This is a genomic window from Daejeonella oryzae DSM 19973, assembly GCF_000422945.1.
GTDB lineage: Bacteria > Bacteroidota > Bacteroidia > Sphingobacteriales > Sphingobacteriaceae > Daejeonella > Daejeonella oryzae.
Map to the genome: position 1 here is coordinate 654,218 of NZ_AUHA01000003.1, position 24,680 is coordinate 678,897.

Below are 24,680 nucleotides of genomic sequence, written 5' to 3' on the forward strand. Positions count from 1 at the left end.
TTTAAGATTACGTTTTAATTAAATTTATGATTCAGTCCATGCAATAACGCCCTTTACAGCCTTATGCCAGCCCTTAATTAATTCATCCGTGTTGTAATTTGTATCCGGTTCAAAGCTTTTATTAATCTCCCATTGCTGCTGAATATCCTCTACACTTTTCCAGTATCCTATTCCCAGTCCAGCCAGGTAGGCAGCTCCAATAGCCGTTACCTCAACCATTTGTGGCCTTACGACCCGTGCTTTTAAAACATCAGCCTGAAACTGCATCAGAAGATCATTTGCTGTTGCTCCTCCATCCACCCGAAGTTCCTGAATAGATATCCCTGAATCTGCTTCCATCGCTTTTAGCACTTCCAGAGTTTGAAAAGCAATACTTTCCAAGGCAGCCCTGGCAATATGCGCATCGCTTGTTCCCCTTGTGATTCCGAAAATTGTACCCCTTGCATATTGATTCCAGTGTGGTGCGCCCAAACCCGCAAATGCCGGAACGAGGTAAACTCCCCCGCTATTTTCAACTTTAGCTGCAAGTTTTTCCACTTCGCTGGAGTTGGATATTATTTTGAGTTCGTCCCGCAGCCATTGTACTACGGCTCCGGCTATAAAAATGCTTCCTTCAAGAGCGTACTGAGTATGATCGCCAATTTTCCAGGCGATAGTGGTAATCAGATTATTTTTAGATAGAACTGGCTTGTCGCCGATATTCATCAGCATAAAACAGCCTGTACCATAGGTATTTTTAACCATGCCTGGTTGCGTGCAAAGCTGACCAAATAAAGCAGCCTGCTGATCTCCGGCTACCCCGCTTATCGGTATTTTTATTGCAAACAGATTAGCCGAAGTTTCTCCGAAAACTTCGCTGGATGATTTTACTTCAGGCAGCATACCAGCCGGAATAGAAAATAATTTTAAAAGTTCTTCATCCCATGCAAGTGTGTTGATATTAAATAACAGGGTTCGTGAAGCATTACTCACATCAGTAACATGCACTTTTCCAGAGGTCAGGTTCCATATCAGCCAGGAATCAATAGTTCCAAAAGCCAATTGGCCCGCTTCTGCTTTTTCTTTAGCTCCGGGTACATTATCTAAAATCCATTTTATTTTAGTTGCCGAAAAGTAAGCATCGATAACCAGCCCTGTTTTCTCACGAATCATTTGTTCCAGTCCCTGTGATTTTAGTTCATCACAAAAGGAAGCGGTTCTGCGATCCTGCCAAACAATAGCGTTGTATATTGGTTGCCCGGTTGCCCGATCCCAGACAACGGTTGTTTCCCGCTGATTGGTAATCCCGATAGAGGCTATATCTTTTGCATGTAAATTGGCTTTTAAAATAGCTTCTGCAGCTACTGAAACCTGACTTGACCAGATTTCTCTGGCATCATGCTCTACCCATCCCGACTGAGGATATATCTGTGTAAATTCTTTTTGGGCTACTGATACCAAACCGCCTTTGTGGTTAAATACAATTGCCCTTGAACTTGTAGTTCCCTGATCTAATGCCAGAATGAATTTCTCTTTACTCATTTTAATCTGATCAATTAATAACCGGTTCATCGAAAATCTTCTTATCTGCGGAATAAGGTTCCAGTAGATACTGGCTGGCTAATGTCTCAAAATTTGATATCTGAGATTTTTCCCATTCTAAATCTAATTTTAGCTCTTTAGCCATCAAGGCAGCTACTTTCGGAGCCATTTCTATGGCAGCCCGTGCGTCTAAAAACAGAACCCTTAGTCTTCTGGCAAGAACGTCTTCTATATTGCGGGCCATTTCGTTGCGAACAGCCCATATTACTTCTGCCTGAATGTAGGGCATGCGCTCATGAAGTTTATCTCCTAACTGAGGCTCCACATCAACTAATGCTGTAATATGAATTTTATCACTTCCATAAATTGAAAGTGGGTTTTCATCATTTTGATTCAGAAATCCATGGATTTTTAAATTGGAAGTGTTACAGTCAACAGGATTTAAACCGGCCACCTTAATAATTCTGTCGATGGTATCTTCTGCCATTTTTCGGTACGTGGTCCATTTCCCGCCGGTAATGGTTAGTAATCCGGATTCGGATACTATTATTTTATGGCTGCGTGAAATTTCTTTGGTGCTATCAGAATCGTTATCTGTGGCAGCCAAAGGCCGCAAGCCGGCGAATACACTTAACACATCTTTGCGGGAAGGAGCCGGAACCAGGTACTTGCTTACTGTTTCCAGAATAAATTCAATTTCCTCTTCCAGAGCGACAGGCTCGAGGCTATGATTCTGCAATGGCGTATCCGTAGTTCCAAGCAAAATATGATCATGCCATGGAACGGCAAATAATACTCTTCCATCTGGCGTTTTTGGAATCATCAATGCTTTTTGGCCATTAAGAAAAGATTTATTCAATACCAGATGTACACCCTGACTTGGTTTAACCAACGGCTTTCGGGCGGGAGTATCCATATCAAGAATTTCATCCACAAAAACCCCTGTAGCATTTATTACGGATTTTGAATTCAGTTTATATTCCCTGTTATTTTCAAGATCATACGCTGTAACCCCGATTATTTTTCCATTTGGTCCTTTAAGTAATCCCTTAACCTGAACATAATTTAAAAGAACCCCTCCTTTTTCTGCACAGGTCTGAGCCAGATTAACAGCCAGCCTTGCATCATCAAACTGCCCATCATAATATTCTATTCCGCCCTTTAATCCCTTGCCGTTTATACCCGGCAATAATTGCAGTACTTTTTCTTTACCCAGATAATTTGAAGTTCCAAAGCGGAATCTGGCAGCCATCCAGTCGTATAATTTTAATCCTACAAGATATTTTAATTCTGAAAACCAATCGTAGCAGGGAATTATAAAAGCTTGCTTTTTTACAATATGAGGGGCATTATTTAATAAACGACCACGCTCTTTCAGTGCTTCGTAAACTAATGAAATATCACCCTGAGCCAAATACCGAACTCCCCCATGCACCAGTTTGGTACTTCGGCTGGAGGTGCCTTTTGCAAAATCAGACTGCTCCAGTAACAAGGTTTTAAATCCTCTGGCTGCCGAATCGAGGGCGGCGCCTAAACCTGTTGCTCCACCACCTATAATAATTACATCCCAAATATTTTCCTGAGCAAGTTTTGCTAAAAATTGCTCACGATTAAAAAAATTGTTTTTATTCTTCATCCTCTTCGTTCCTACTTTCGTTTTCTCATAAAACGAAAGCATATACAATTATATAAAAACAAAAAGGAATAAAAGGAAAAATTTATAAATCTTAAAAAAAACTTTTCAACACATAAAAAAAATAAAAATTATCAAATTCTATAGTAAATTAGCTTCCCAAATCAAATCAAAATGCTAAACCTTGCAGAGAGACATCAAATTATATTGCAAAAAATTAATCAGGAAGGCTATATAAACGTTGTTGATTTATGCAAAGAATTACAAGTTTCTTCTGTAACTATTCGAAAGGACCTGAAATTACTGGAAGACAAAAATCTTCTGTTTAAAACTCATGGTGGAGCTACCTTAAAAAGTCCTTACACGGCCGACAGACCCGTTAATGTGAAAGAAAAGCTCCAATCATCCGAAAAAATGAAAATCGGAGAAGCAGCCGCAAGACTGATTGAACCGAATGATTCAATTATTATCGGTTCCGGAACATCTGTACTGGCATTGGCGAAAAGTATACATCCGGTACAAAGTCTCATGATAATTACGTCAGCATTGAACGTGGCACTTGAACTTATGAAGCATGCCGATATTGAAATTATTCAACTGGGCGGAATTTTAAGAAAAAGCTCCTCTTCGGTTATGGGACCCTATGCTGAAACTGTTCTGGGAGATTTTTTCTGCAGTAAGCTATTTTTGGGTGTAGACGGGATAGATTTAGAATTCGGACTCACCACTACCAATGTATTTGAAGCACATTTAAACCGGCAAATGATGGCAGCTTCTCAAAAAACCATCATCCTGGCAGATTCTACTAAATTCGGAAAGCGTGGGTTTGGAAAAATCTGCAAGCTGGAAGAGATTGATCATATTATTACAGATAAAGGAATTTCCAAACATATAGTTGATACTTTAGAAGGAATGGGTATCCTGATGACTATCATTTAAATTTAAAACATAAAAGCGACGCTTTCTTTTTGTTTCGTATTATAATTTAATTATGACAGCTGGATTTTTTTTCAAAATATGAGCTCTTATTTCTAAATCATGGGCCTCCTGCTTCCAACGGGTAATGTTATAATCATAATTAGTCGCGTCTATCAATAAGAGCTCGAATTCAATATTTTTTTGAATTTGCTGAAGATTAATTTTCGGATTGGCACTAATTAAAACTGCATTTACTTTCAATTTTCGGTTAAAATTCAACCGGTTATATTCCGGAGTCCAGCGCAGTAATTTATAGTTTCCAAACTGCAGGAAACCTGCTGAAGACATAAATCCTGAAAACTGAACCGGGTCATTGTAATTAACTAATTTCGCCGGATTTGCATTCCGGCTATCGATTGATGGCTCGACCGAAAAAAGCTTTGTTTTATCAGCTTGCTGAAAATCGCTGATCAATATGCTTTTACCTTCATAAAAATAGCCGATAGCAGAATTTTTTCTCAGGCTGTAAAAAATCAGTTCATGCCTGTTTTTATCTAAAAATACTTTATAAGAAGTACTCAGACAAAATACCAGCACAAGCGGCGCAATAAGCTTTAAGGCAAATCTATTTTTGAGGGAGATAAAGGCAATCAGGCTTGCAAGTATGAAGTAAATTAAAATATATTGGATTGAAGTGATCCAAAGTCCGTTTAAACTGGAAAAAGGTAAATGTTCTATATAAATAAGAATTTGGTTTACCTTCAAAATCATCCAGTTAATAATAATCCCCAAGGGGTTTAATATCCATATAAACGGGATAAATAAAAATAAAATTCCGACATACATAATCAGCGCTACCGGAATGGCGATGATTAAATTTCCGAGAAGAAAATACACTGGGAATTGGTGAAAATAATATATGCTGATTGGAAAAGTTGCCAACTGTGCGGCAATGGATAATGCGGAATAATTCCAAACAGAATTTACAAATTTGTTTTTGACATGAAAAGAATGATAGATTTTGGGATGCAGATATACCAGCCCGATTACAGCAAGATAGGATAATTGAAACCCCACATCCAATAGGTAAAATGGATTTAGCAGCAGAAGCAGGAAAGCTGAAATAGCCAAAAGATTATAAGTATTTTGATTTTTATTAAAAGCTTTTCCTGCAATTACAAAGGTTAGCATAGTTGCAGCACGGCAAACAGAGGGCGAAAAACCGGTTATTAATGAATAAAACCAAATAGCGAAAATCAAAATCAGGATTCTTAAATAATTAAAATTCTTGCTCAATGGCTTTAACAGAAAGTTTAAAAGCAAACAAACTATCCCTACATGCATCCCTGAAACCGATAACACATGCATAGTTCCGGTTTTTGAGAAGGCCTGAACAGTTTCTTTGCTCAGATCTGCCCGATAACCCAGTATTAATGTAGAAGCTACAGATGAGGCCTCCTTATCAGGGATATACTGCTGAAATTTTGCAACCAACGTTTTTCTGAGGGCTTTTGAAAAACTCAGAAAAACGTTGCCGTCATTTTTCCGGATAAGTGAAAGCTGATCCTGATTTATAAAAGTTTGATGGTAAATCTGATTATTTGAGAGGTACGCCTTAAAATTAAATTCGGAAGGATTAAAAGGAGGATCTATTTCATTAAATTTATTGTCAATTAGAAAAACATCACCATAATTAATTTGCAGTGGCTTATCAGTATTTGTTTTTAATGCAATCAGCAACTTTCCTGTTGAAGGAAATGCCGTATTAAAATTTATAACCTGTAGTACCGTTGCTTCAAAACGAAGTATATCGCCTGTAAGTTTTGGCTCTGATATGCTATTTACCACTAAAGCCTGACCTTTAATTTTACTGAAATGATCCGTATTTAGGATCTGTGTAGATTGAATGGTGATAATGAATCCGGCAAGAAAAAGAAAAATATGAATCAGTAAACCCGGGAGCCATCTTTTTTTGAATACATGCCACCTTTTATAATAAATATTCAGTATCACAATTCCTAAAGAAGTAATGGAAAGCAGTCCAGGTATAACATTATAAAAATGCTCAAACCCCTTTTGCAACGCGAAAACAATTCCCAGGATAAATGGAATTAATAAACGAACAAATGGTATTTCGCCTTTAAAAAACATATTAAAATTGATATCGAAACTGAAATTTCACTTCAGACCGGTTGGAACCATTTATTTCATCCAGCCCGGATCCAATTTTATCCAGATCCTTATAGTTTGTTAAACTATATTTAAACCACAGATCAACGCCACGCCTTAGTTGATAGCGGCTATTAAAATAAAATCGCACCCCGCTGTTTTGGTAGGCCATAATGGAATAACTGTATAAGACATCATTTTCATAAGCATAGATTCTGGAATTAAAGCCCTCGGTTTTAAAAAATGCTAAGCGAATGTTCCCGGATAATTTGGATTGCATGGGATCATAAATAATATCCTGATAAGCTAAATAACCTAAATCATTTATTTCACTCTTCTGATAATTTGAGACTTCAAACCTGTTTCTTAGTGAAATCCCTTGTATAATCTTGTAATTAATTTCTAATCTTCCGCTTTGTTTACACACTTGCTCTAAACCATTTACTTCATTAATCAGATGATCATTTTCATCTTTAAGTTCTCTTTTGATGCGGGCATAGATTTTAAATTTTTTATTTGGAGAATAGGTAACCTGACTAAAGATTTCATATCCTGAAGAAGGAGCATCAACTCCAAATTTCATCCAGGGAAATTTGAACAGGTCTGCATATGCGGCCAGCTCAAGTTTAGAATTGGGCTTAATCAATAAACCCGAATAAAATCCCTTTTCGTTAACCGCATTACTGGCTTCTGAAAAAGCTTGATTGTAAAACGAATGATAATCTTTTTGATAATTGCGGTGAAGAAGCACCACTGAAACCTGAGGAGAAATACTGGTAATTATGCCATTTACGTAAGCATAACCACTTCCTGCACTATGCGAAGCTTCTCCAAAAATGTATGCATTTTTAATATTGTAAGCATAATAAGTACCGAAATTACTTAATGATCTTTGTGAAAATTCAAATTTATTATACAGCAATCTGCCCGGTTCAAACTGATAATTATAGCGGTTGTGGTATGAAACAATACCAGCCCGAATATTTTTATGCTGATATTGGAGATTAGCACCTGCAATAAACTGCGTAAGGGCATTCTTATTTTCGTTTTCATTTTTTGTTCTGTGTAAACCGCTTAATCCCAAAGATGAAACCTGAGATGTTGAATTTAAGGAATCAGTTTCTGTTAGACTTGCATCCAGGTTTTTGTAAGAAACAAAGGGAGTTATTGAAAATCTTCTGATTGAAATTTTGGCTGCTGCACCTCTAAAAAACAATATTTCATTAACCGAGGTATAGGCTTTTAATCCAAAATCTGGTTTCGCAACGGAGGTTACCAATGCGCCTTTCCCAAAACTTAAACCCGACCACATGGTTAAACCCTGGCCAAATTGCAATGAAAAATCTCCCAGAACCAGCTTATTAATTCGGCCAATATTTTGAAATGAAAGGCTGCCTGAATAAAAATCAAATCCTTTACCGGAATTAGAAAAGAGCTGTTCTCCGGCATCCTTTTCTGCATTAAATGAAGCGGAAATATTTCTGCCATAATTATACCGGTAACGAAGCAAAAGCTTTTGAGGTGATCCAAGGTATCGGGAACCCGTGGAACTTTCGGGAATGAGATAACCCTTCTGTCTCTCCATCAATTGGGAAAATCGGAGCATTAAATCATGATTGCCTTCTGCAATTAAAAGTTTTGCTTCAAGTCCGTTAATTGAGTTTGGAGCACTCAGATACACAAAATTCAACAGCCTTTTAATGGTCAGGAGATCGAAATCATCTATACTCTGCAATTCAAGAAGATCTATAATCTTACCGTTCTCTGCCCTGTGATTTATAAAATTATTAATCTGAACTGGACTTAGAAAAAACAGCTCTTTCAATTGATCATCAGTTATTTTGTTAATTTCTACCGGGTATTTGTGGTAATAATTTAATCTTTCTGTTATTTCTGAGAAATCAAAATCTTCAGCAAGGCTTTCTGCCAGATCTTCGATAAGTAATTCTATAATTTGATTATTTTCTACCTGTGCAAACAATTTATCCATTGAAGTTAATAGCAATAAAAAACTCATAAAGAACAGCAGGAAACCCTTAAAATTCATAGCCTAAAGCTAATTGAGGAGAATATCCTGTAATAGGCTGAGAGGTAGCAGCTACATCCAGTTTAAATTTTCTATAATTTAATCCAAAGCCGCCATATTGCTTAAATGGATTGGCAGAAACTCCAGCACGAATTGCAAACCAATTTATCAAATTGTACTCCAGCCCCATTTTTAAATCCATTTCTGAATGAAGCAACTGCTCAATTGTTCCAGCTATAATTACTTTTGAACTTGATATATAAGAAACTCCTAATTGCATCTGAACAGGAATAGTGGCATTTATATTTTTGCCAAAATTTCCTTTACCAGGATTTGAAATATGGGCTCCGATGCGGATATTTTCCGACAAAAGATATTGAATCCCTGCTGCTGCAGAAAATGCGCTTGAGCTGCCGTAGCCTAAAATGCGAAGTTGGTGGTAATTGAAGTTTAATGCTGCAGAAAAATTAGGTCCAAAAGTGCGGGCATAGGTTATCCCGGTCTGTAAAGTATTGTAAGCTGAAAATCCATATTTCTGAAAACTGATCCCCAGGGCGCCTGCTTTAACCGGGTAAATAAGCAGTGCAGATTGAGTACTTAATTCCTGATCTGCAAAAGTTTTTTCATAAGCTATGGCAAAAGCAGCTTTTTTAGAATTGGCAATACCAGCCTGATTTTGTTGTAATGACCAAATATCCTGTAAAGAAACTCCGGTTAATGCCATTGATGTAAATCTTGGTCCCGGGCTTAACTGGGCCTGCACTTTTAAACTTATCAGGAAAATGAGACCAATTAAGAATTTCATCTCTATGAATTTAAAAAAAAGCATATCAAAAAATTCATACAATATTTTTCACACATAGTAACAAAACTCTCTTCTGTTCGTCTTTTAGATGTTAAATTTGATTAATAAAAACACACGCTGATCAATTGTTCAGCTTCAATACATCAACGAACACTCCTTAAAAAAAATTAAAAAGATGAAAAAACTATTTGTATGTATGGCACTGCTGCTTACCGGATCATTCGTGTTTGCTCAGAATAAAATTGCCGAAGGAACTATTACTTATACTGTAGAATGGACAGTGCCGGCACAAATGCAGGCTATGGCTGCAAATCTGCCTACAGAATTAAAGGTTTATTTTAAAGGTGATTCATCGAGTTTAAAATCAGAATCTGCTATGTTTTCAAGCACATCCATTCTAAATACTAAGAAGGAATATGAGCGTATGCTGCTGGATATTCCAATGATGGGAAAAAAGTTTTCGGTTATTTTTACACCGGATGATCAGGATAAAATGCTTGAAAAAATGCCTGATTTAACTTTGAAGGCCGGTACAGAAACCAAAACTGTGGCCGGATACAATGTTTTAAAGTATGACGTAAATGAGAAAAAAAGCAATCAAAATTCTGTAGCCTGGTTTACAAAAGATATTGAAGTTACTCCAAATTCTTTATCCCGTTTTTATGATAAAAGCTACGGTTTCCCGGTAGAATTCAGCACTTACATGAATGGAATGACGGTGAAAGCAGTTGTTAAAGAAATTAAAGCAGGCGCTGTTCCGGCCGGATCGTTCAGTGCTTCTAAGGATTACGAAGAGATAACTTTTGACCAGTTAATGCAAATGAGCGGCGGACGCTAAACTACATGATTTTATAGAGCATAAATTAGAGCACAGATTGTTAGTCTGTGCTTTTTTTTGCCTGATTCATTTATTCTTAACATTGCCTGATTTATTTATCTTGCAGCGATGTTTCAAAGCTTCTTTATTCTACTTCGCTTTTTTGCTTTCTGGCTAATTTTCTTCTTCATAGACCGGATCATTTTTCTTGCATATTTTCATGAAAAACTAAAAAAGGTTTCTTTCTCGGAGATAGCCCAAACAGCTTTATATGGTGTTCGGCTGGACGCCTCTATGGCTGCATATTTATCAGTAATTCCATTATTATTTTTTATAGCACTTTGGTTTTTCCCTAAATTATCCATCAGCAAATCATTTATTAAAGGTTTTGTTCTTTTTTTTATTACGATTTTCTCCATAATCAGCATTTCAAATTTTAATATTTACAGAGAATGGGGATCTAAAATCAATTATAAAGCATTAGATTTTGCATTTAATTCTACCTCAGAGGCTATCGCCTCCGGATCTTCATCGCCAATAGTTTCTTCTTTAGCCATCTTTGCAGGATTGCTTATTTTAAGCATCTATATCTCGCGAAAGCTTATAATTTATAATAGTCCCGATGCAACTATTCCATTCTGGAAAAAGGTGGCAGCAAGTAGTGTGTTTATTGCCATTACCATACTTTTTATCCGCGGAGGATTAGGCACTTCTCCCATTAACCAGAGTATGGCCTATTTCTCTGAAAAACCCATCTTAAATCATTCGGCAGTTAATACAGAATGGAATTTGATACACGACGTATTAAATAACCGGTATGTAAATTCTAATCCCTTCAAATATTACAGTAAGCAAGAAGCTAAAAATATAGTTGATTCCCTATATAAAATTCCTGAAGGAGCCCCTCCCCGGATTTTAAAAGTTCATAATCCAAATATTGTATTGATCATTCTGGAAAGCTATACAGCTGATGTAATTGAACGTTTGGGAGGAGAAAAAGGGATTGCCCCTAATTTTGAAAAGCTCATTGATAAGGGATTGTTTTTTAATCAGATTTACGCTTCAGGAGACCGAACTGATAAAGGCCTGGTAGCTATTTTAAGTGCATTTCCTGCCCAGGCTATCCAAAGTATTATCAAAACAAATGATAAGCAGGAGAAACTTCCAGCAATTCCGCAAGTTTTATCCGGAACTGGATATTCTACTTCTTTTTACTACGGCGGGCAAAGCGAATTTTTTAACATTAAATCCTATATATTAAGTCACGGATTTCATAAACTGATTGACAAAAATAATTTTGACCAATCAGATTTAAGTTCTTGGGGAGCTTATGATCATAAAGTTTTTGAAAAAAATGCAGCGGATCTCGATTTTCAAAAGCAGCCCTTCTTTTCTACAATCATGACCTTATCTAACCATGAACCATTTCAATTACCCGGTAAGCCGCATTATCCAGGTAAAAGTTCTGCAGATAAATTCAGAAGTACTTCATATTATACAGATTCAAGTTTGGGCTCGTATTTAGAAAGTGTAAAAAATAAAGACTGGTATAAAAATACACTGTTTATTATTATTGCTGATCACGGGCACCGCTTGCCGAAAGACGTATATGAAATTTATAATCCCGGGCGTTTTCGAATTCCTTTATTATTATTTGGAGAAGTTTTAAAAGATGAATTCAGTGGTCAGACGATTGACAAAGTTGGAAATCAAACCGATGTTGCCGCTACTTTGCTTTCACAATTAGATTTGCCGGTTGATAAATTCCGCTGGAGTCATGATCTTTTAAATCCGAAAACTCCTGAATTCAGTTTTTTTTGCTGGGATAATGGATTTGGTTTCGCAACAAAAAATCAGGTTATATCTGTCGACAATGTTTCAAAAAATATAATTTTCAAAAAATATCCAGGCAATCTGAAAGAAACAAACTCTTCTCAAAAATCAGGGAAGGCGTATATGCAGCAGGTTTTTCAGGATTATATAGATTATTAAATCGGATAAAACTTTTAAAGAGTCTGTTCTTTATCCCATTTAATTTTCAGTAATTCCACCACTTTCTGATCAGTAGGAAAAGTCACATCTGCTGGCTCAATATCTGCAAGATTTTTCCAGCGGAAGGATTGCAGGTTTTCTGAAATCCCATCAAAATCAAAAATTTTATCTTTAAAATCCAGGTTGAGAATTGCCGAATTTTTAACCAAATAGTAAACGCTTATGATCTGACTTTCATTAAATACAGATTGTATAAAAAAGTCGGTTGTATAAAAATGCTCTATTATTTCAACCTCTGCATTGCATTCTTCTATAAACTCTCTTTTTAGGCCCTCAATCAAACCTTCGCCAAATTCTAATCCTCCACCCGGAAATTTGCTAAACTGAAATCCCATTTCCTCCTCATCACTAATCAAAATTTGATTGTGTTCATTAATTAATAAACCGTACACCCGTACATTAAATGGATACATCTAGTTAAAATGTTTTTGGTTACGAATTACCTTATCAGGAACCCAGGCAATATCCAAACTTTTTGGCTCACTTCTTACCGGACAGTCAGCCATTCTGCAATAATGACAACATTCAGGCACGCACGGATCAGCATGAATAAAAAATTCAGTAGGAACCCGGGCGCTTTCATTAACCAGTTTATCAACTCTGGAAACTTCTTCGTGAACACGAGTAAGATCAAAATAATAGGGCAAAGTTAGATGGCAATCAATATGGAGTTCGGCGCCATATCGCTGTGTCCGAAGATTGTGAATATCAATCCAGGAATCATCCCTTTTATCGTCTAAAATGGTAATCACCTCATCTACCAGCTCAAAATCAGATTCATCCATTAATCCGCCAACGGATTTTCGAAGCAATTTATAGCCTGTGTAAATAATAAATAAGCCCAGGCAGGCAGAAAGTACGCTATCCAGATATGAAATTTTGGTATAATAAATTAGAATCAGGCCAACAACTAAACCCGCACTGGTATAGGCATCCGTTTGTAAATGTTTTCCGTCGGCAAATAAGGTTAACGAGTTATAAACTTTACTTTTTTCAACCAGATAATATCCTAAAATATAATTGATGATTCCGGTTACGGCAATGATAATTGCACCGCTTAGCAAAAATTGAATTTCATGCGGATAAAAGAGATTGTATACAGACTTAAAAGTAATCAGAATTCCGGCAAGAGCAATTAAACTTCCTTCAACAAAAACAGAAAAGAATTCAACTTTACCATGACCGTAGGGATGATTCAAATCACGGGGCTGGGCAGAAAGATAAATACTGTAAAATGCAAATGAGCTGGCCAGCACATTAACAATACTTTCTGCAGCATCGGTTAAAATTGCATTTGAAGAAGTTAAAAAATAGGCGGTAAATTTTGCAAGCATCAGAATGATGCCTGCTACAAGAGATATGAGTATTATTTTTTTTTGTGGCTGCACGTTTAAAGGTTGATCGCAAATTTATATAATACAGCGCAGCAATTATTCAATTAGTTTATTCATTTCAATACTTTAAAAAGTAAATTTTCCATTGGCTTTAGTCTCAGGTTTATATATTTGTTTTTTTCCAAATTGTTATGACTGTATTATCTGATAGAATAAACCAGCTTTCTGAATCACAAACCATACAAATGGCTAAAATGGGTCGCGAGCTGACTGCACAAGGTGTTGATGTGATCAACCTTAGTTTTGGAGAACCCGATTTCCACACTCCTGATCTCATAAAGGAAGCTGCTAAAAAAGCTCTTGACGAAAATTATACGTATTACACCCCGGTTCCGGGATATCCGGAATTAAGGAAAGCAATAGCCGCAAAACTTAAAAGAGAAAATAATCTCGATTATAATTTCGACCAGATCGTTGTAGGAACCGGTGCGAAGCAGGCTATCGCAAATGCGGTAATGTGTCTTGTAAATCCGGGAGATGAGGTAATTGTTCCTACTCCTTACTGGGTTTCCTATTCTGAAGTAATTAAGCTGGCTGAAGGCAAATCAGTATTTATTGACGCTACTGTGGAGGATGAATTTAAAATTAATCCGGAGCAACTTGAAGCAGCTATTACTCATAAAACCAAATTATTTTTATTCTCTTCGCCCTGCAATCCTACCGGAAGTGTTTACACCCGGGATGAGCTTGCAGCACTTGTAAAAGTTTTTGAAAAATACCCTGACATATATATCATTTCGGATGAAATATATGAACACATCAATTTCATAGAAAAGCATGAATCTATTGCTCAGTTTCCAAGTATTAAAGAGCGTGTTATAATTATAAATGGCTTTTCTAAAGCTTACGCGATGACGGGTTGGAGAATCGGTTATCTTGCTGCTAACCGGGAAATTGCACAGGCCTGTGATAAAATGCAGGGACAGATCACTTCAGGAACATGTTCCATTACCCAAAGAGCGGCCCTGGCTGCTTATGAAAATGGCCTCGAAAGTGTAATAGAAATGCGGGAAGCTTTTAAAAAGCGCCGCGATATTGTTTTTAAACTTTTGCAGGAAATTCCGGGTTTAAAAACTAATCTCCCACAGGGAGCATTTTATTTCTTTCCGGATGTTCGGTATTATCTTGGTAAAAGAAATCAGGATGAAATTATAGAAACCGCTTCTGATCTTTGCATTTATTTACTGAATAACGCTCATGTAGCTCTGGTAACCGGCGAGGCCTTTGGCGATCCAAACTCTATTCGTATTTCTTATGCCGCATCTGAAGAAAGACTGATTGAGGCCATGAAAAGAATTAAGCAAGCTTTAGCTGAGCTTACCTAATTGGGTATAAATTAAACGTTCCGAATTAGCTTCAATTAAATGAATAATCTTTTTAATAAGTTCAATGCATTAACTGTTCTGATCATTGGCGATGTGATGATGGACACCTATTTATGGGGAAAAGTAGAACGCATATCGCCCGAAGCTCCTGTGCCCATTGTTTCTGTTCATAAAAAAGAAAACCGTTTAGGCGGTGCTGCTAATGTGGCATTAAATATTCAGGCCCTGGGCGCTAAACCAATTATATGCTCGGTTATTGGTGATGATACCGAAGGAACAGAGTTTTTAAACTTATTGAAGAAGCAAACTTTAAGTCAGGAAGGAATAATCATTGAAAGCAATCGTCCAACTACTGTTAAAACCAGAATTATTGGACATAACCAGCAGATTGTTCGGGTAGATTCTGAAACTGATAAACAAATCATCAATGAATCTTTTAATTCATTAATGGAAACTATTCGAAAGATTATTTCTGAACAGCACATCGATGCAATTATTTTTGAAGATTATGATAAGGGTGTAATTTCCGAAGAACTAATCTGGGAAATTGTCACGCTTGCCAATCAAAAGAATATCATCACGGTAGTCGATCCCAAAAAACGAAATTTCTTATATTATCAAAATGTTACTTTGTTCAAACCAAACTTAAAAGAATTGAAGGATGGTTTGAAACAGGATATTGACCCCAGAAATCCACACGAAATAGAATCTGCAGTTGCTATTTTACAAGCAAAGCTGAATGCTAAAGTTTTGATGGTTACACTTTCAGAATTGGGCGTTTTCATCAGTTCAGAAAATGAGCAAAAATTAATACCTGCTCATATTCGTGATATAGCTGATGTATCTGGTGCCGGAGATACGGTAATTGCAACAACAGCTCTTTGCCTTGCTGCCGGTTTGGATGTATTTAAAACTGCAGCCCTGGCCAATTTAGCTGGCGGACTTGTATGTGAGCAGGTAGGCGTGGTTCCAATAAGCTTTGAACTTTTACTGAAAGAAGCTGAAAGCAGTATTATTTAAATTTTTTTTTTAAAATTATCTATCTGATCAGGTGGTTATTTACTTCTGATAGCCTCCACCGGGTCAAGCCTGGAAGCCATAAAAGCCGGAATAAACCCTGATATCAATCCGATTGCGGTAGATAAGATCAGGGTTAACAGTACTTTTCCTATATCAACCACAATTGTAAGATCAAAGAAAGTTTTGGATATAAAAGCCAATATGTAAACAATTCCCAATCCAATAACTCCTCCCATTAAGCAAAGCAGAACTGATTCGATTAAAAATTGAAGCATGATAAAATAATTCTTGGCTCCCAGCGATTTCTGAATCCCTATGATATTAGTCCGTTCCTTTACCGATACGAACATGATGTTTGCAATGCCAAATCCACCTACCAGGATAGAAAAACCACCTATAAATGCTCCTGCAAAATCAATTATACCGAACATCTGGTCTAACTGAGCGGTTAAAATCGTCGATTTATTGAGTGCAAAATCATCTTCATCCCTTGGATTTATCCGATGCAATGAACGCATTACACCCCGCAGTTCGCTTTCCAGTTCGGCTATAGTAACATTTTCTTTTCCCTTAACAGTAATCTGAGGCCCATACCTATCGTCTTCCACATCTATTACGTTGCGTGCAAAATTCATGGGCAGTAAAATTGTTTTATCTGCAGAAACTCCTAACAAATCGTCGCCCTCCTTAGCAAAAACGCCTATTACAGTCACTTTTCTTCCCAGTACATTTATAGATTTACCTATTGGATTTTCATTAGGGAATAAACCATCTGCTATTGAGTAGCCAATTAAAGTTACCGGGCTACCTCCTTTCGATTCTGATTCGGTAAAATACCGGCCTTCCTCAAAATCAAACATCCTTGTTTTATAATAATCATGGGATGCAGCTGCGAGCTGTGCCCCTTCCACGCTATTGCTTTTATATTTAACGATCCGGTTACCAATCCCTACTTCAAAAGCTACCCCTTCGGCCCCTTCAATACGGTCGGTTAATTTTTCAAAATCACGAATTTGTGGATTCGGTCTTCTCAGATATTTCCACCATGGATAATCGCCTCCAAATGCCCAGGGCCATTTTTGAACATAAATGGTATTGCTACCTAATTTTTCTACACTGCTCTGCAAATTGTTTCGCAGGGTATCCACGGCAGAAAAAACTCCGATTATGGTCATTATACCGATGGTGATCCCCAATAAGGAAAGTATTGTCCGGAGCTTATTTTGGCGCAAGGCACCAAAAGCAAAATTAAAGCTCTCCTTTACCAGTTTGAAAAATATCATATTACGTCTTAGACCAATAATTTCAAACTAAGTTACAGCCGAATTAATAGCAAATGAAAATTATTATATTAGTTTAAATCTAAACAGAATCTATGCGTCAAGCGTTAACGTATTACAAATTTTTTTAGTAAATTTGCGCCCTGAAAGCAGAAAAAAGCACAAATATGAAATTATCCCAGTTCACTTTTAATTTACCCGAATCTTTAATAGCTCATAATCCATCAGAAAACCGTGATGAGGCCCGTTTAATGGTTTTGGACAAAAAAACAGGAGCTATTGAGCACAAAATTTTCAAAGATATTTTAGGGTATTTTGAAGAGAAGGATGTCATGATCTTAAATAATACCAAAGTTTTTCCTGCCCGTTTATATGGTAATAAGGAAAAAACTGGTGCAACTATTGAAGTTTTTTTACTTCGTGAATTAAATAAAGAATTACGCTTATGGGATGTTTTAGTAGATCCAGCACGTAAAATTCGGGTTGGAAATAAATTATATTTCGGAGACGATGATCTTTTAGTTGCCGAAGTTGTAGATAACACTACTTCCCGAGGAAGAACAATACGTTTTTTATTCGACGGTACAGATGAAGAGTTTCGCAAAAACATTGAAATTTTAGGAGAAACTCCTCTTCCAAAATATATTAAGCGTAAAGCTACTGCAGAAGACAAAGAGCGCTATCAAACTATTTTCGCCAAAAATGAAGGTGCCGTTGCAGCTCCTACTGCTGGTATGCATTTCAGCAGAGAACTAATGAAACGCCTGGAATTAAAGGGTGTTGAATTTGCTGAAATTACACTGCACGTTGGCTTGGGAACATTTCGTTCTGTTGAAGTAGAGGATTTAACAAAGCATAAAATGGATTCTGAGCAGTTTATAATCAAGCAAAAAGATGCGGATATTGTAAATCATGCTTTGGAAGAAAAAAGAAGAATTTGTGCCGTGGGTACCACTTCAATGCGTGCTATTGAATCAGCTGTTTCTGCAGGTCATATTCTTAAAGCGGCAAATGATTGGACGAGTAAGTTCATTTTTCCTCCGTATGACTTCAGCATTGCCAATTCAATGATTACTAATTTTCATACACCACAATCAACCTTATTGATGATGGTTGCTGCCTTTGGAGGTTACGATAATGTTATGAATGCTTACGAAGTGGCTATAAAAGAAAAATATCGCTTTTTCAGCTATGGCGATGCCATGCTGATTATTTAATAGCTCAATATTATTTCGCATCGGGGTTCAAAAACAGACTTGATAGCCGATGCGAAATATATCTCTCGTAAATATTCACAATGAAGTATTACGCTATAATTGTAGGCGGAGGTTCCGGAAGCCGTATGCAATCTGATATTCCAAAGCAATTTCTCTTGCTCAATGGAAAGCCTTTAATTATGCATACCATTGAAGCGTTTTACAATTCAAGACTGCATCCGGAAATTATTCTGGTCTTAAATATCGATTTTCATAAATATTGGGAGGATCTGTGTGATCGTTTCAATTTTGAAACACCTCATACTATTGTAAAAGCGGGCAGACAGCGGTTTTTTTCCGTTAAAAACGGGTTAAAAATTGTTAAAGGAAATTCCATCGTTGCTATTCACGACGCCGTCAGACCAATAGTTAGCGATACATTTATAACATCTTGTTTTCAGGAAGCAGAAAAGACCGGGTCTGCAATTCCTGCTATTGTATCGCGGGACTCTGTAAGACAAAGATCAGGAGATTCGTCATTTGCATTAAACCGGGATGACATTTTGATGGTTCAAACACCACAGGTGTTTTCTAATAAAATCTTAAATAAAGCATACAAGCAGGTTTTCAGAATTGAATTTACTGATGACGCGTCGGTAGTTGAAAAATCAGGGACACCCGTTCATTTAGTGGAAGGGGATAGTAAAAATATTAAGATTACTTATCCTGAGGATCTGATTCTTGCTCAGGCTTATCTGAAAGGATAAAAAAAATCCGCATTACCAATTCTGATAATGCGGATTATTTATTTACGTGAATTATACGGTACCCCCACGAATTACTCTTAATAGAACTGCTATGATTGCAATTACTAAAAGAATGTGAATTAAGTTTCCACCAAAAGGAGAAACAAATGCACCGAAAATCCAAACAATGATTAAAATAACAGCGATTACATAAAGCAGGTTACCCATAATTTTAAGTTTTAAGTTTAAATGAGATATGATTTAATTTACCTGTTAAATACTAAAACCGTACCATTTGTTTAAAATTTGTAAAAAAAAATTTTCGGGCAATAAAAAATAATGTTAAAAATTAAAATAGCCCTGTAAAACAGGGCTATTATTAATATTCATCTTCATTAAAGAAGAAATCATCTTTTGTCGGATAATCCGGCCAAATCTCTTCGATATTTTCATAAGGCTCACCATCATCCTCAAGGGCCTGCAGGTTTTCAATTACTTCAACGGGAGCTCCGGAACGTATAGCGTAATCAATAAGCTCGTCTTTAGTAGCTGGCCATGGAGCGTCTTCTAAATGTGACGCTAATTCTAAAGTCCAATACATATTCTCAGAATTTTATAGTTAAATTTTGGCAAAAGTATAATAAATTAAATAAGATTATTAAAAATTTTTAAACATGTTTTTCAAACTCTCGGAATCCATTGATTTTCAGGCATCGAGGCATCAAAACATAGCTTTCTTGCTAAAACAAACAGGAAATCACTTAGGCGGTTTAGATAAATTGAAATTTTTTCATCTACAAAACTTTCTTCCGCTAAATGAACCGTTATACGCTCTGCCCTTCTGCAAACACATCTAGCAATATGGCAAAATGAAACTGAAGTACTTCCACCGGGTAAAATAAAATGTTTCAGATCGGGCAACTGCTCATTCATCCTGTCCATTTCAATTTCCAACAGCTCAATATCTTTTTCGTACAAGTCGGGAATTTTCATTTTTGATTTTTCAGGGTCCGAAGCAAGTGAAGATCCGATGGTGAATAATCTGTCCTGTATTTCTTTCAGGAGATCCCTGGTTTCATTTTTCAGATCGCCCTGGTCTCTGATCATACCTATGTATGAATTTAATTCATCCACAGTGCCATAACTTTCGATACGCAGATGATGTTTGGGCACACGTGTCCCGCCAATTAATGAAGTAAATCCCTTATCGCCTGTTTTAGTATAAATTTTCATTCATTAACTTAATTTAATAACGGGATGATTTTGATGTGATTATATCCAACCGTAAAGTATTAAAACTTCCGCTTTTACTGATAAAAAATAATGGAATTTTTTTGATCTCAATAAGCATTACAGTTATAAAATTTACCCTGATTTAAAGCTGTTGATTATTGGATAGGTTGGTTGCACCACCGGTTAGTTCCGGATGATCTGAATTTATAATTTTGATCTGTTCGTTCATGTAATCGTTTTCGATTAAACCATCCCGCATCCGGATGATCCGATGAGCGTGCTGAGCAATGTCTTCTTCATGAGTTACTATTATAATCGTATTCCCTTTTGCGTGGATATCTTCAAGTAAGCCCATTATTTCATCCGAAGTTTTTGAATCGAGGTTACCGGTGGGCTCATCTGCCAGAATAATAGAAGGATTGTTAATTAAGGCCCTTGCAATGGCTACTCTTTGTCTTTGTCCTCCTGAAAGTTCATTTGGCTTATGACCAACCCTGTTACCCAGACCAACACTTTCAAGAGTTTTTTGAGCTCTCTCCTCTCTTTCCTCGCGATTTACACCTGCATAAACCAGAGGTAAAGCCACATTATCTAATGAAGATGATCGTGGAAGTAAATTAAAAGTTTGAAAAATAAATCCAATTTCCTTGTTCCGAACTTCTGCAAGTTCGTTATCACTCATTTCACTAACCTGTATTCCGTTTAGAATATATTCACCTTTGGTGGGAGTATCAAGGCAGCCTAAGATATTCATTAAAGTAGATTTTCCTGATCCGGAAGGGCCCATTAAAGCTACATATTCTCCTTTTTCGATATTCAATGTTACAGATTTCAGAGCGTGGATGGTTTCAGCTCCGATTATATATTTACGGCCAATATCTTTGATTGTGATTAAAGATTGTTTCTCGCTCATGTTTTGTTTTTTAGACTCTAAAGAAGCCGGAGATGTTACAGATTTTTAAATTGATAATTTGACGATTTTACGTTTCCAGAAATTCGTCTGTTTTTAATTCATCAATGGCTTCCTTACCCCCATTATATAAACCTGCCTGATAACTTTTTAATTTTTGATTTATGATATCGAAAACCTGATCTTTTAATGTTTCAGCATCTAAAATAGTTAGATTATCTGTTTCAATAGGTTTATGAACAAATACTTCGCTGACACCGGGCCTGGTTCCAAATTTACTTCCATCATCCCAGCATATTTTCCAGTTATTACATATAGTGACCGGAATTATTGGAATTTTTTGTTCGATTGCTAATCTGAAAGGGCCGTTTTTAAATGGATATAATTCTGGTGGATAATCATTAGAGATTAATCCCTCAGGAAAAATTGCAACAGTTATTCCTTTTTGTAAATATTCCTCTGCCCGCTTAAAAGCCCTGTATGAAGAAAACTTACTGTTTCTGTTTAAAGGAATATCAATAGTTTTAAAATAAATTCCGGTAATAAAATTATCTAAAAGTTCATCTTTCCCCAAAAAAACAAAATTGCGTTTGCTAAGAAGAATAACAGTACTAATATCAAGATTCGAAGTATGGTTTGGACAAATTATGTACGGTTTATTCCAGTCAATCTCCTGCTCAAACTTAAACCGGTAAAATATTCCGGACAGAGAAGAAGTAAACAGGCTTAAAACATATCTCACCCTATTCATGCCATGAAATTTAACCGGAAGACGGGAATAATAATAAAGAAATGGATAAAGACTCGCAAAAACCAGTGCTACAATTATTTGATAATAATATAAATGAGCTTTCTTCAGGAGTCTTTTCATGGCTATAAAAATAGAAAAATATGCCAGCATCTCAAGCCGGATAAACTTTGTTTAAAGTTCAGACAGGCGTTATTTAAAGCGTCGGCCAATTAAAACCCTTTCAGAAAAAATACTTACTTTCGCCACCTATGGAAACTGTAGTGAGTGGTATCAGAAGCACTGGTAAATTACATTTAGGAAATTATTATGGAGCAGTAAAAAACTTTGTGCAAATGCAGCATGAATTTAATTGCTTTTTCTTTATTGCTGATTATCATTCACTTACAACACATCCTACTCCTTCGGATCTTCATGGAAATGTTAAACAGGTTTTAATAGAATATCTTGCTGCCGGAATTGATCCGGAAAAGGCTACCATTTATGTTCAGTCTGATGTACCTGAAATAGCTGAGCTGTATTTATATCTCAATATGAATGCTTATATGGGAGAATTGGAACGCAGTGCTTCATTTAAAGATAAAGTAAGATCACACCCTGATAATGTAAATGCAGGTTTATTAACCTACCCGGTTTTAATGGCTGCTGATATTTTAATTCATAAAGCAACGAAAGTTCCGGTTGGGAAAGATCAGGAGCAGCATCTGGAAATGGCCAGAACTTTTGCTAACCGGTTTAACAGATTGTACTCTAACGAGTATTTTCCAGAACCATATGCCTTTAATTTCAGCAATAATCTGGTAAAAATTCCCGGATTGGATGGAAAAGGTAAAATGGGAAAATCAGAAGGCGAAGCGAATGCGGTTTATCTTTCTGATTCACCGGAAGTAATTCGCAAAAAGGTTATGCGGGCGGTAACAGATGCCGGCCCAACGGTAGAAAATCAGGAAAAACCAGAAGCAGTTAAAAATCTTTTCGATCTGATGAATGTTGTTTCATCAGCCGATACGCTACAGCATTTCGATCAGCTTTATAATTCCTGCCAAATCAGATATGGTGATATGAAAAAACAGCTGAGTGAAGATATGATTATTGCTACCGAACCAATGCGCCAGCGAATTAATGACATTGCAGGCGATAGTTCGTATTTACGCCAGGTAGCTCGTCACGGAGCTTTAAAAGCACGCGAAAGTGCTTCTAAAACCATTAAAGAAGTTAGGGAAATTATAGGCTTTAGAAATTTCTAAATCTTCAACAGACTCTCAAAATTATCTAATCAAATATCATCATCATTATATAACTTAATTCATGCACATTGCTATCGTTGGAAATATTGGAGCCGGAAAAACAACATTAACCGAATTGCTGGCCAAACATTTGGGTTATGAACCTCAGTTTGAGGCCGTGGATAATAATCCTTACCTGGAAGATTTTTACGGAGATATGAAAAGGTGGAGCTTTAATCTGCAGATTTATTTTTTAAACAGCCGTTTTCAGCAAATCATGGAAATCCAGAATAATAACAAGAACATAATTCAGGACAGAACCATTTATGAAGATGCGTATATTTTTGCCGAGAACCTGCATGATATGGGCTTAATGACATCCCGCGACTATGAAAATTATCGTGCAATTTTCGACAATATTACCTCATTTATCAAACCTCCGGATCTGTTAATTTATTTAAAAGCATCGGTTCCAACCTTGGTAAATAATATTCAACGAAGGGGTCGCGAGTATGAAGCAGGAATCAGGATTGATTACTTATCCAAACTAAACGAAAAATACAAAAACTGGATGGATCATTACACAGCCGGGAAATTATTGGTTTTAGATAAAGATAATTTAGATTTTGCCAACAATCCCGAAGATCTGGGTTTTGTAATTCAAAGTATAGACAGAGAGATACACGGATTATTTTAAATTATCTAAAGCATCAACTTATATGAATAATAATAATCCCATGCATTGGAAATTGGGAATATTTTATTACAATAAAAATGATTATCGATTTTTAGTTCCGAAGCAAATTGAGAGCCTGGGCTATACAATTAATTTTGCTCATAAAAATGCTGTTATTGGGTTTTGCCTGATTTTAATAGTGATACTCTATAGCATATACTTTTTTTAAAAGATGAAAATTCTAGGAATTATTCCCGCACGATTTGCATCTACCCGTTTACCGGGCAAACCTCTGCTTGATATTGGAGGTAAGTCTATGATTAAACGGGTTTACGAACAGGCTTGCAAATCAAAATTTTTAACAGATGTAATTGTTGCCACAGACGATTACCGAATTGCAGATCATGTTAAACTATTTGGCGGTAAAGCGGAGCTAACATCAGTTTCTCATCAAAGCGGAACTGACAGATGTGCAGAAGTATCAAATAATTATCCGGAGTATGATATTATTATAAATATTCAGGGCGATGAGCCTTTTATTGATCCCGGACAAATTGATCTCTTATGTAACTCATTTAATGATGCGAGTGTTTCTTTGGCTACGCTCATTAAATTGATAAATAATCCAGAAGAGCTTTTTGATCCCAATATTCCTAAGGTTATTGTAAATAAACTGGGGCAGGCTATTTATTTCAGCCGTGCAGCCCTTCCCTATTACCGTGGATCAGAACCTTCTAACTGGCTTAACATACATCCATACTTTAAACACATTGGAATTTATGGTTACAGAAATTTTGCCTTAAAATTGATAACGGAATTACCGGTATCTTCACTTGAAAAAGCAGAATCTCTGGAACAATTAAGATGGTTAGAAAACGGTTTAACTATTTATGTTTCAGAAACTAATTTCGAAAGCCTTTCTATTGATACCCCTCTGGATCTTGAAAAAGCAATCAAACAAATTGAATCCAACACTGGCATTTAG

General features: G+C 36.4%; 23 protein-coding genes. 10 read left to right on the forward strand and 13 right to left on the reverse strand.

What is annotated here, in order from left to right; genetic code table 11:
- Positions 1–24: 24 nt before the first annotated feature.
- Together glpK and G521_RS0110450 are read right to left on the reverse strand one after the other, a co-directional pair.
- Positions 25–1,521: a glycerol kinase GlpK gene (gene glpK, locus G521_RS0110445; protein WP_026898498.1), complete on the reverse strand. Its 1,497-nt coding sequence runs from the start codon at positions 1,519–1,521 to the stop codon at positions 25–27.
- Between the two features lie 10 nt (positions 1,522–1,531).
- On the reverse strand, positions 1,532–3,157 hold the full coding sequence (locus G521_RS0110450; protein ID WP_026898499.1) for a glycerol-3-phosphate dehydrogenase/oxidase: 1,626 nt from the start codon (positions 3,155–3,157) through the stop codon (positions 1,532–1,534).
- A 171-nt stretch (positions 3,158–3,328) separates the two neighbouring features.
- Between G521_RS0110450 and G521_RS0110455 the strand changes: the two genes are divergently transcribed.
- Complete coding sequence (locus G521_RS0110455) at positions 3,329–4,093, forward strand: DeoR/GlpR family DNA-binding transcription regulator (RefSeq protein WP_026898500.1); 765 nt, start codon at positions 3,329–3,331, stop codon at positions 4,091–4,093.
- Between the two features lie 39 nt (positions 4,094–4,132).
- Here G521_RS0110455 and G521_RS0110460 read toward each other — a convergent pair whose 3' ends face one another.
- From G521_RS0110460 to G521_RS0110470, 3 genes are read right to left on the reverse strand one after another with little or no spacing between them, the layout of a single operon-like run.
- Positions 4,133–6,223 carry a ComEC/Rec2 family competence protein gene (locus G521_RS0110460; protein ID WP_026898501.1) on the reverse strand — a complete coding sequence of 697 codons (2,091 nt, stop codon included), beginning with the start codon at positions 6,221–6,223 and terminating at the stop codon, positions 4,133–4,135.
- A gap of 1 nt (position 6,224) precedes the next feature.
- Positions 6,225–8,231, reverse strand: a complete 2,007-nt coding sequence (locus tag G521_RS0110465) for a helix-hairpin-helix domain-containing protein (RefSeq protein ID WP_245580856.1) — start codon at positions 8,229–8,231, stop codon at positions 6,225–6,227.
- A gap of 46 nt (positions 8,232–8,277) precedes the next feature.
- A complete protein-coding gene (locus tag G521_RS0110470) occupies positions 8,278–9,072 on the reverse strand; it encodes a PorV/PorQ family protein (RefSeq protein ID WP_155975747.1) in 795 nt (264 codons plus the stop codon).
- 175 nt (positions 9,073–9,247) lie between these two features.
- Between G521_RS0110470 and G521_RS0110475 the strand changes: the two genes are divergently transcribed.
- Together G521_RS0110475 and G521_RS0110480 are read left to right on the forward strand one after the other, a co-directional pair.
- A complete protein-coding gene (locus G521_RS0110475) occupies positions 9,248–9,910 on the forward strand; it encodes a hypothetical protein (RefSeq protein ID WP_155975749.1) in 663 nt (220 codons plus the stop codon).
- Between the two features lie 108 nt (positions 9,911–10,018).
- The gene (locus tag G521_RS0110480; RefSeq protein ID WP_026898505.1) at positions 10,019–11,881 is read left to right on the forward strand and encodes an LTA synthase family protein; all 1,863 of its coding nucleotides are present in this window, start codon (positions 10,019–10,021) and stop codon (positions 11,879–11,881) included.
- 14 nt (positions 11,882–11,895) lie between these two features.
- On the opposite strand, the gene G521_RS0110485 is transcribed toward G521_RS0110480, so the two are convergent.
- Complete coding sequence (locus G521_RS0110485; protein WP_026898506.1) at positions 11,896–12,354, reverse strand: NUDIX domain-containing protein; 459 nt, start codon at positions 12,352–12,354, stop codon at positions 11,896–11,898.
- Entirely contained in the window at positions 12,355–13,329 is a 975-nt protein-coding gene (locus G521_RS0110490; protein WP_026898507.1) for a cation diffusion facilitator family transporter, read from the reverse strand. It lies immediately after the preceding gene.
- A 137-nt stretch (positions 13,330–13,466) separates the two neighbouring features.
- Here G521_RS0110490 and G521_RS0110495 point away from each other — a divergent pair, with 137 nt between their 5' ends.
- Together G521_RS0110495 and G521_RS0110500 are read left to right on the forward strand one after the other, a co-directional pair.
- The gene (locus tag G521_RS0110495) at positions 13,467–14,660 is read left to right on the forward strand and encodes a pyridoxal phosphate-dependent aminotransferase (protein ID WP_026898508.1); all 1,194 of its coding nucleotides are present in this window, start codon (positions 13,467–13,469) and stop codon (positions 14,658–14,660) included.
- Positions 14,661–14,699: 39 nt separating this feature from the next.
- Positions 14,700–15,680, forward strand: a complete 981-nt coding sequence (locus G521_RS0110500) for a bifunctional heptose 7-phosphate kinase/heptose 1-phosphate adenyltransferase (RefSeq protein ID WP_026898509.1) — start codon at positions 14,700–14,702, stop codon at positions 15,678–15,680.
- Between the two features lie 35 nt (positions 15,681–15,715).
- On the opposite strand, the gene G521_RS0110505 is transcribed toward G521_RS0110500, so the two are convergent.
- The gene (locus G521_RS0110505; protein ID WP_026898510.1) at positions 15,716–16,963 is read right to left on the reverse strand and encodes an ABC transporter permease; all 1,248 of its coding nucleotides are present in this window, start codon (positions 16,961–16,963) and stop codon (positions 15,716–15,718) included.
- A gap of 164 nt (positions 16,964–17,127) precedes the next feature.
- Here G521_RS0110505 and queA point away from each other — a divergent pair, with 164 nt between their 5' ends.
- Both queA and G521_RS0110515 read left to right on the forward strand, forming a co-directional pair.
- On the forward strand, positions 17,128–18,177 hold the full coding sequence (queA, locus tag G521_RS0110510; RefSeq protein WP_026898511.1) for a tRNA preQ1(34) S-adenosylmethionine ribosyltransferase-isomerase QueA: 1,050 nt from the start codon (positions 17,128–17,130) through the stop codon (positions 18,175–18,177).
- An 80-nt stretch (positions 18,178–18,257) separates the two neighbouring features.
- Positions 18,258–18,923, forward strand: a complete 666-nt coding sequence (locus G521_RS0110515) for a 2-C-methyl-D-erythritol 4-phosphate cytidylyltransferase (RefSeq protein WP_026898512.1) — start codon at positions 18,258–18,260, stop codon at positions 18,921–18,923.
- A gap of 51 nt (positions 18,924–18,974) precedes the next feature.
- Here the strand turns inward: G521_RS0110515 and G521_RS18140 are convergent, their stop codons facing one another.
- The 5 genes from G521_RS18140 to G521_RS16965 form a co-directional block, all read right to left on the reverse strand.
- Positions 18,975–19,130 (reverse strand): lmo0937 family membrane protein, encoded by a 156-nt coding sequence (locus G521_RS18140; RefSeq protein ID WP_155975751.1) that lies wholly within the window; start codon positions 19,128–19,130, stop codon positions 18,975–18,977.
- A 151-nt stretch (positions 19,131–19,281) separates the two neighbouring features.
- A complete protein-coding gene (locus tag G521_RS0110525; RefSeq protein WP_002996718.1) occupies positions 19,282–19,503 on the reverse strand; it encodes a DUF2795 domain-containing protein in 222 nt (73 codons plus the stop codon).
- An 80-nt stretch (positions 19,504–19,583) separates the two neighbouring features.
- Positions 19,584–20,135: a cob(I)yrinic acid a,c-diamide adenosyltransferase gene (locus tag G521_RS0110530; protein WP_026898513.1), complete on the reverse strand. Its 552-nt coding sequence runs from the start codon at positions 20,133–20,135 to the stop codon at positions 19,584–19,586.
- A gap of 142 nt (positions 20,136–20,277) precedes the next feature.
- Positions 20,278–21,048, reverse strand: a complete 771-nt coding sequence (locus G521_RS16960; RefSeq protein ID WP_051189665.1) for an ABC transporter ATP-binding protein — start codon at positions 21,046–21,048, stop codon at positions 20,278–20,280.
- A 67-nt stretch (positions 21,049–21,115) separates the two neighbouring features.
- The gene (locus tag G521_RS16965; protein ID WP_051189699.1) at positions 21,116–21,916 is read right to left on the reverse strand and encodes a lysophospholipid acyltransferase family protein; all 801 of its coding nucleotides are present in this window, start codon (positions 21,914–21,916) and stop codon (positions 21,116–21,118) included.
- 128 nt (positions 21,917–22,044) lie between these two features.
- On the opposite strand from G521_RS16965, the gene trpS reads away from it, so the two are divergent.
- The 3 genes from trpS to kdsB all read left to right on the forward strand — a co-directional run bounded on the left by trpS (position 22,045) and on the right by kdsB (position 24,680).
- Positions 22,045–23,040: a tryptophan--tRNA ligase gene (gene trpS, locus G521_RS0110550; RefSeq protein WP_026898514.1), complete on the forward strand. Its 996-nt coding sequence runs from the start codon at positions 22,045–22,047 to the stop codon at positions 23,038–23,040.
- Positions 23,041–23,101: 61 nt separating this feature from the next.
- Positions 23,102–23,716 (forward strand): deoxynucleoside kinase, encoded by a 615-nt coding sequence (locus G521_RS0110555; protein ID WP_026898515.1) that lies wholly within the window; start codon positions 23,102–23,104, stop codon positions 23,714–23,716.
- A gap of 211 nt (positions 23,717–23,927) precedes the next feature.
- Entirely contained in the window at positions 23,928–24,680 is a 753-nt protein-coding gene (gene kdsB / locus G521_RS0110565; protein WP_026898516.1) for a 3-deoxy-manno-octulosonate cytidylyltransferase, read from the forward strand.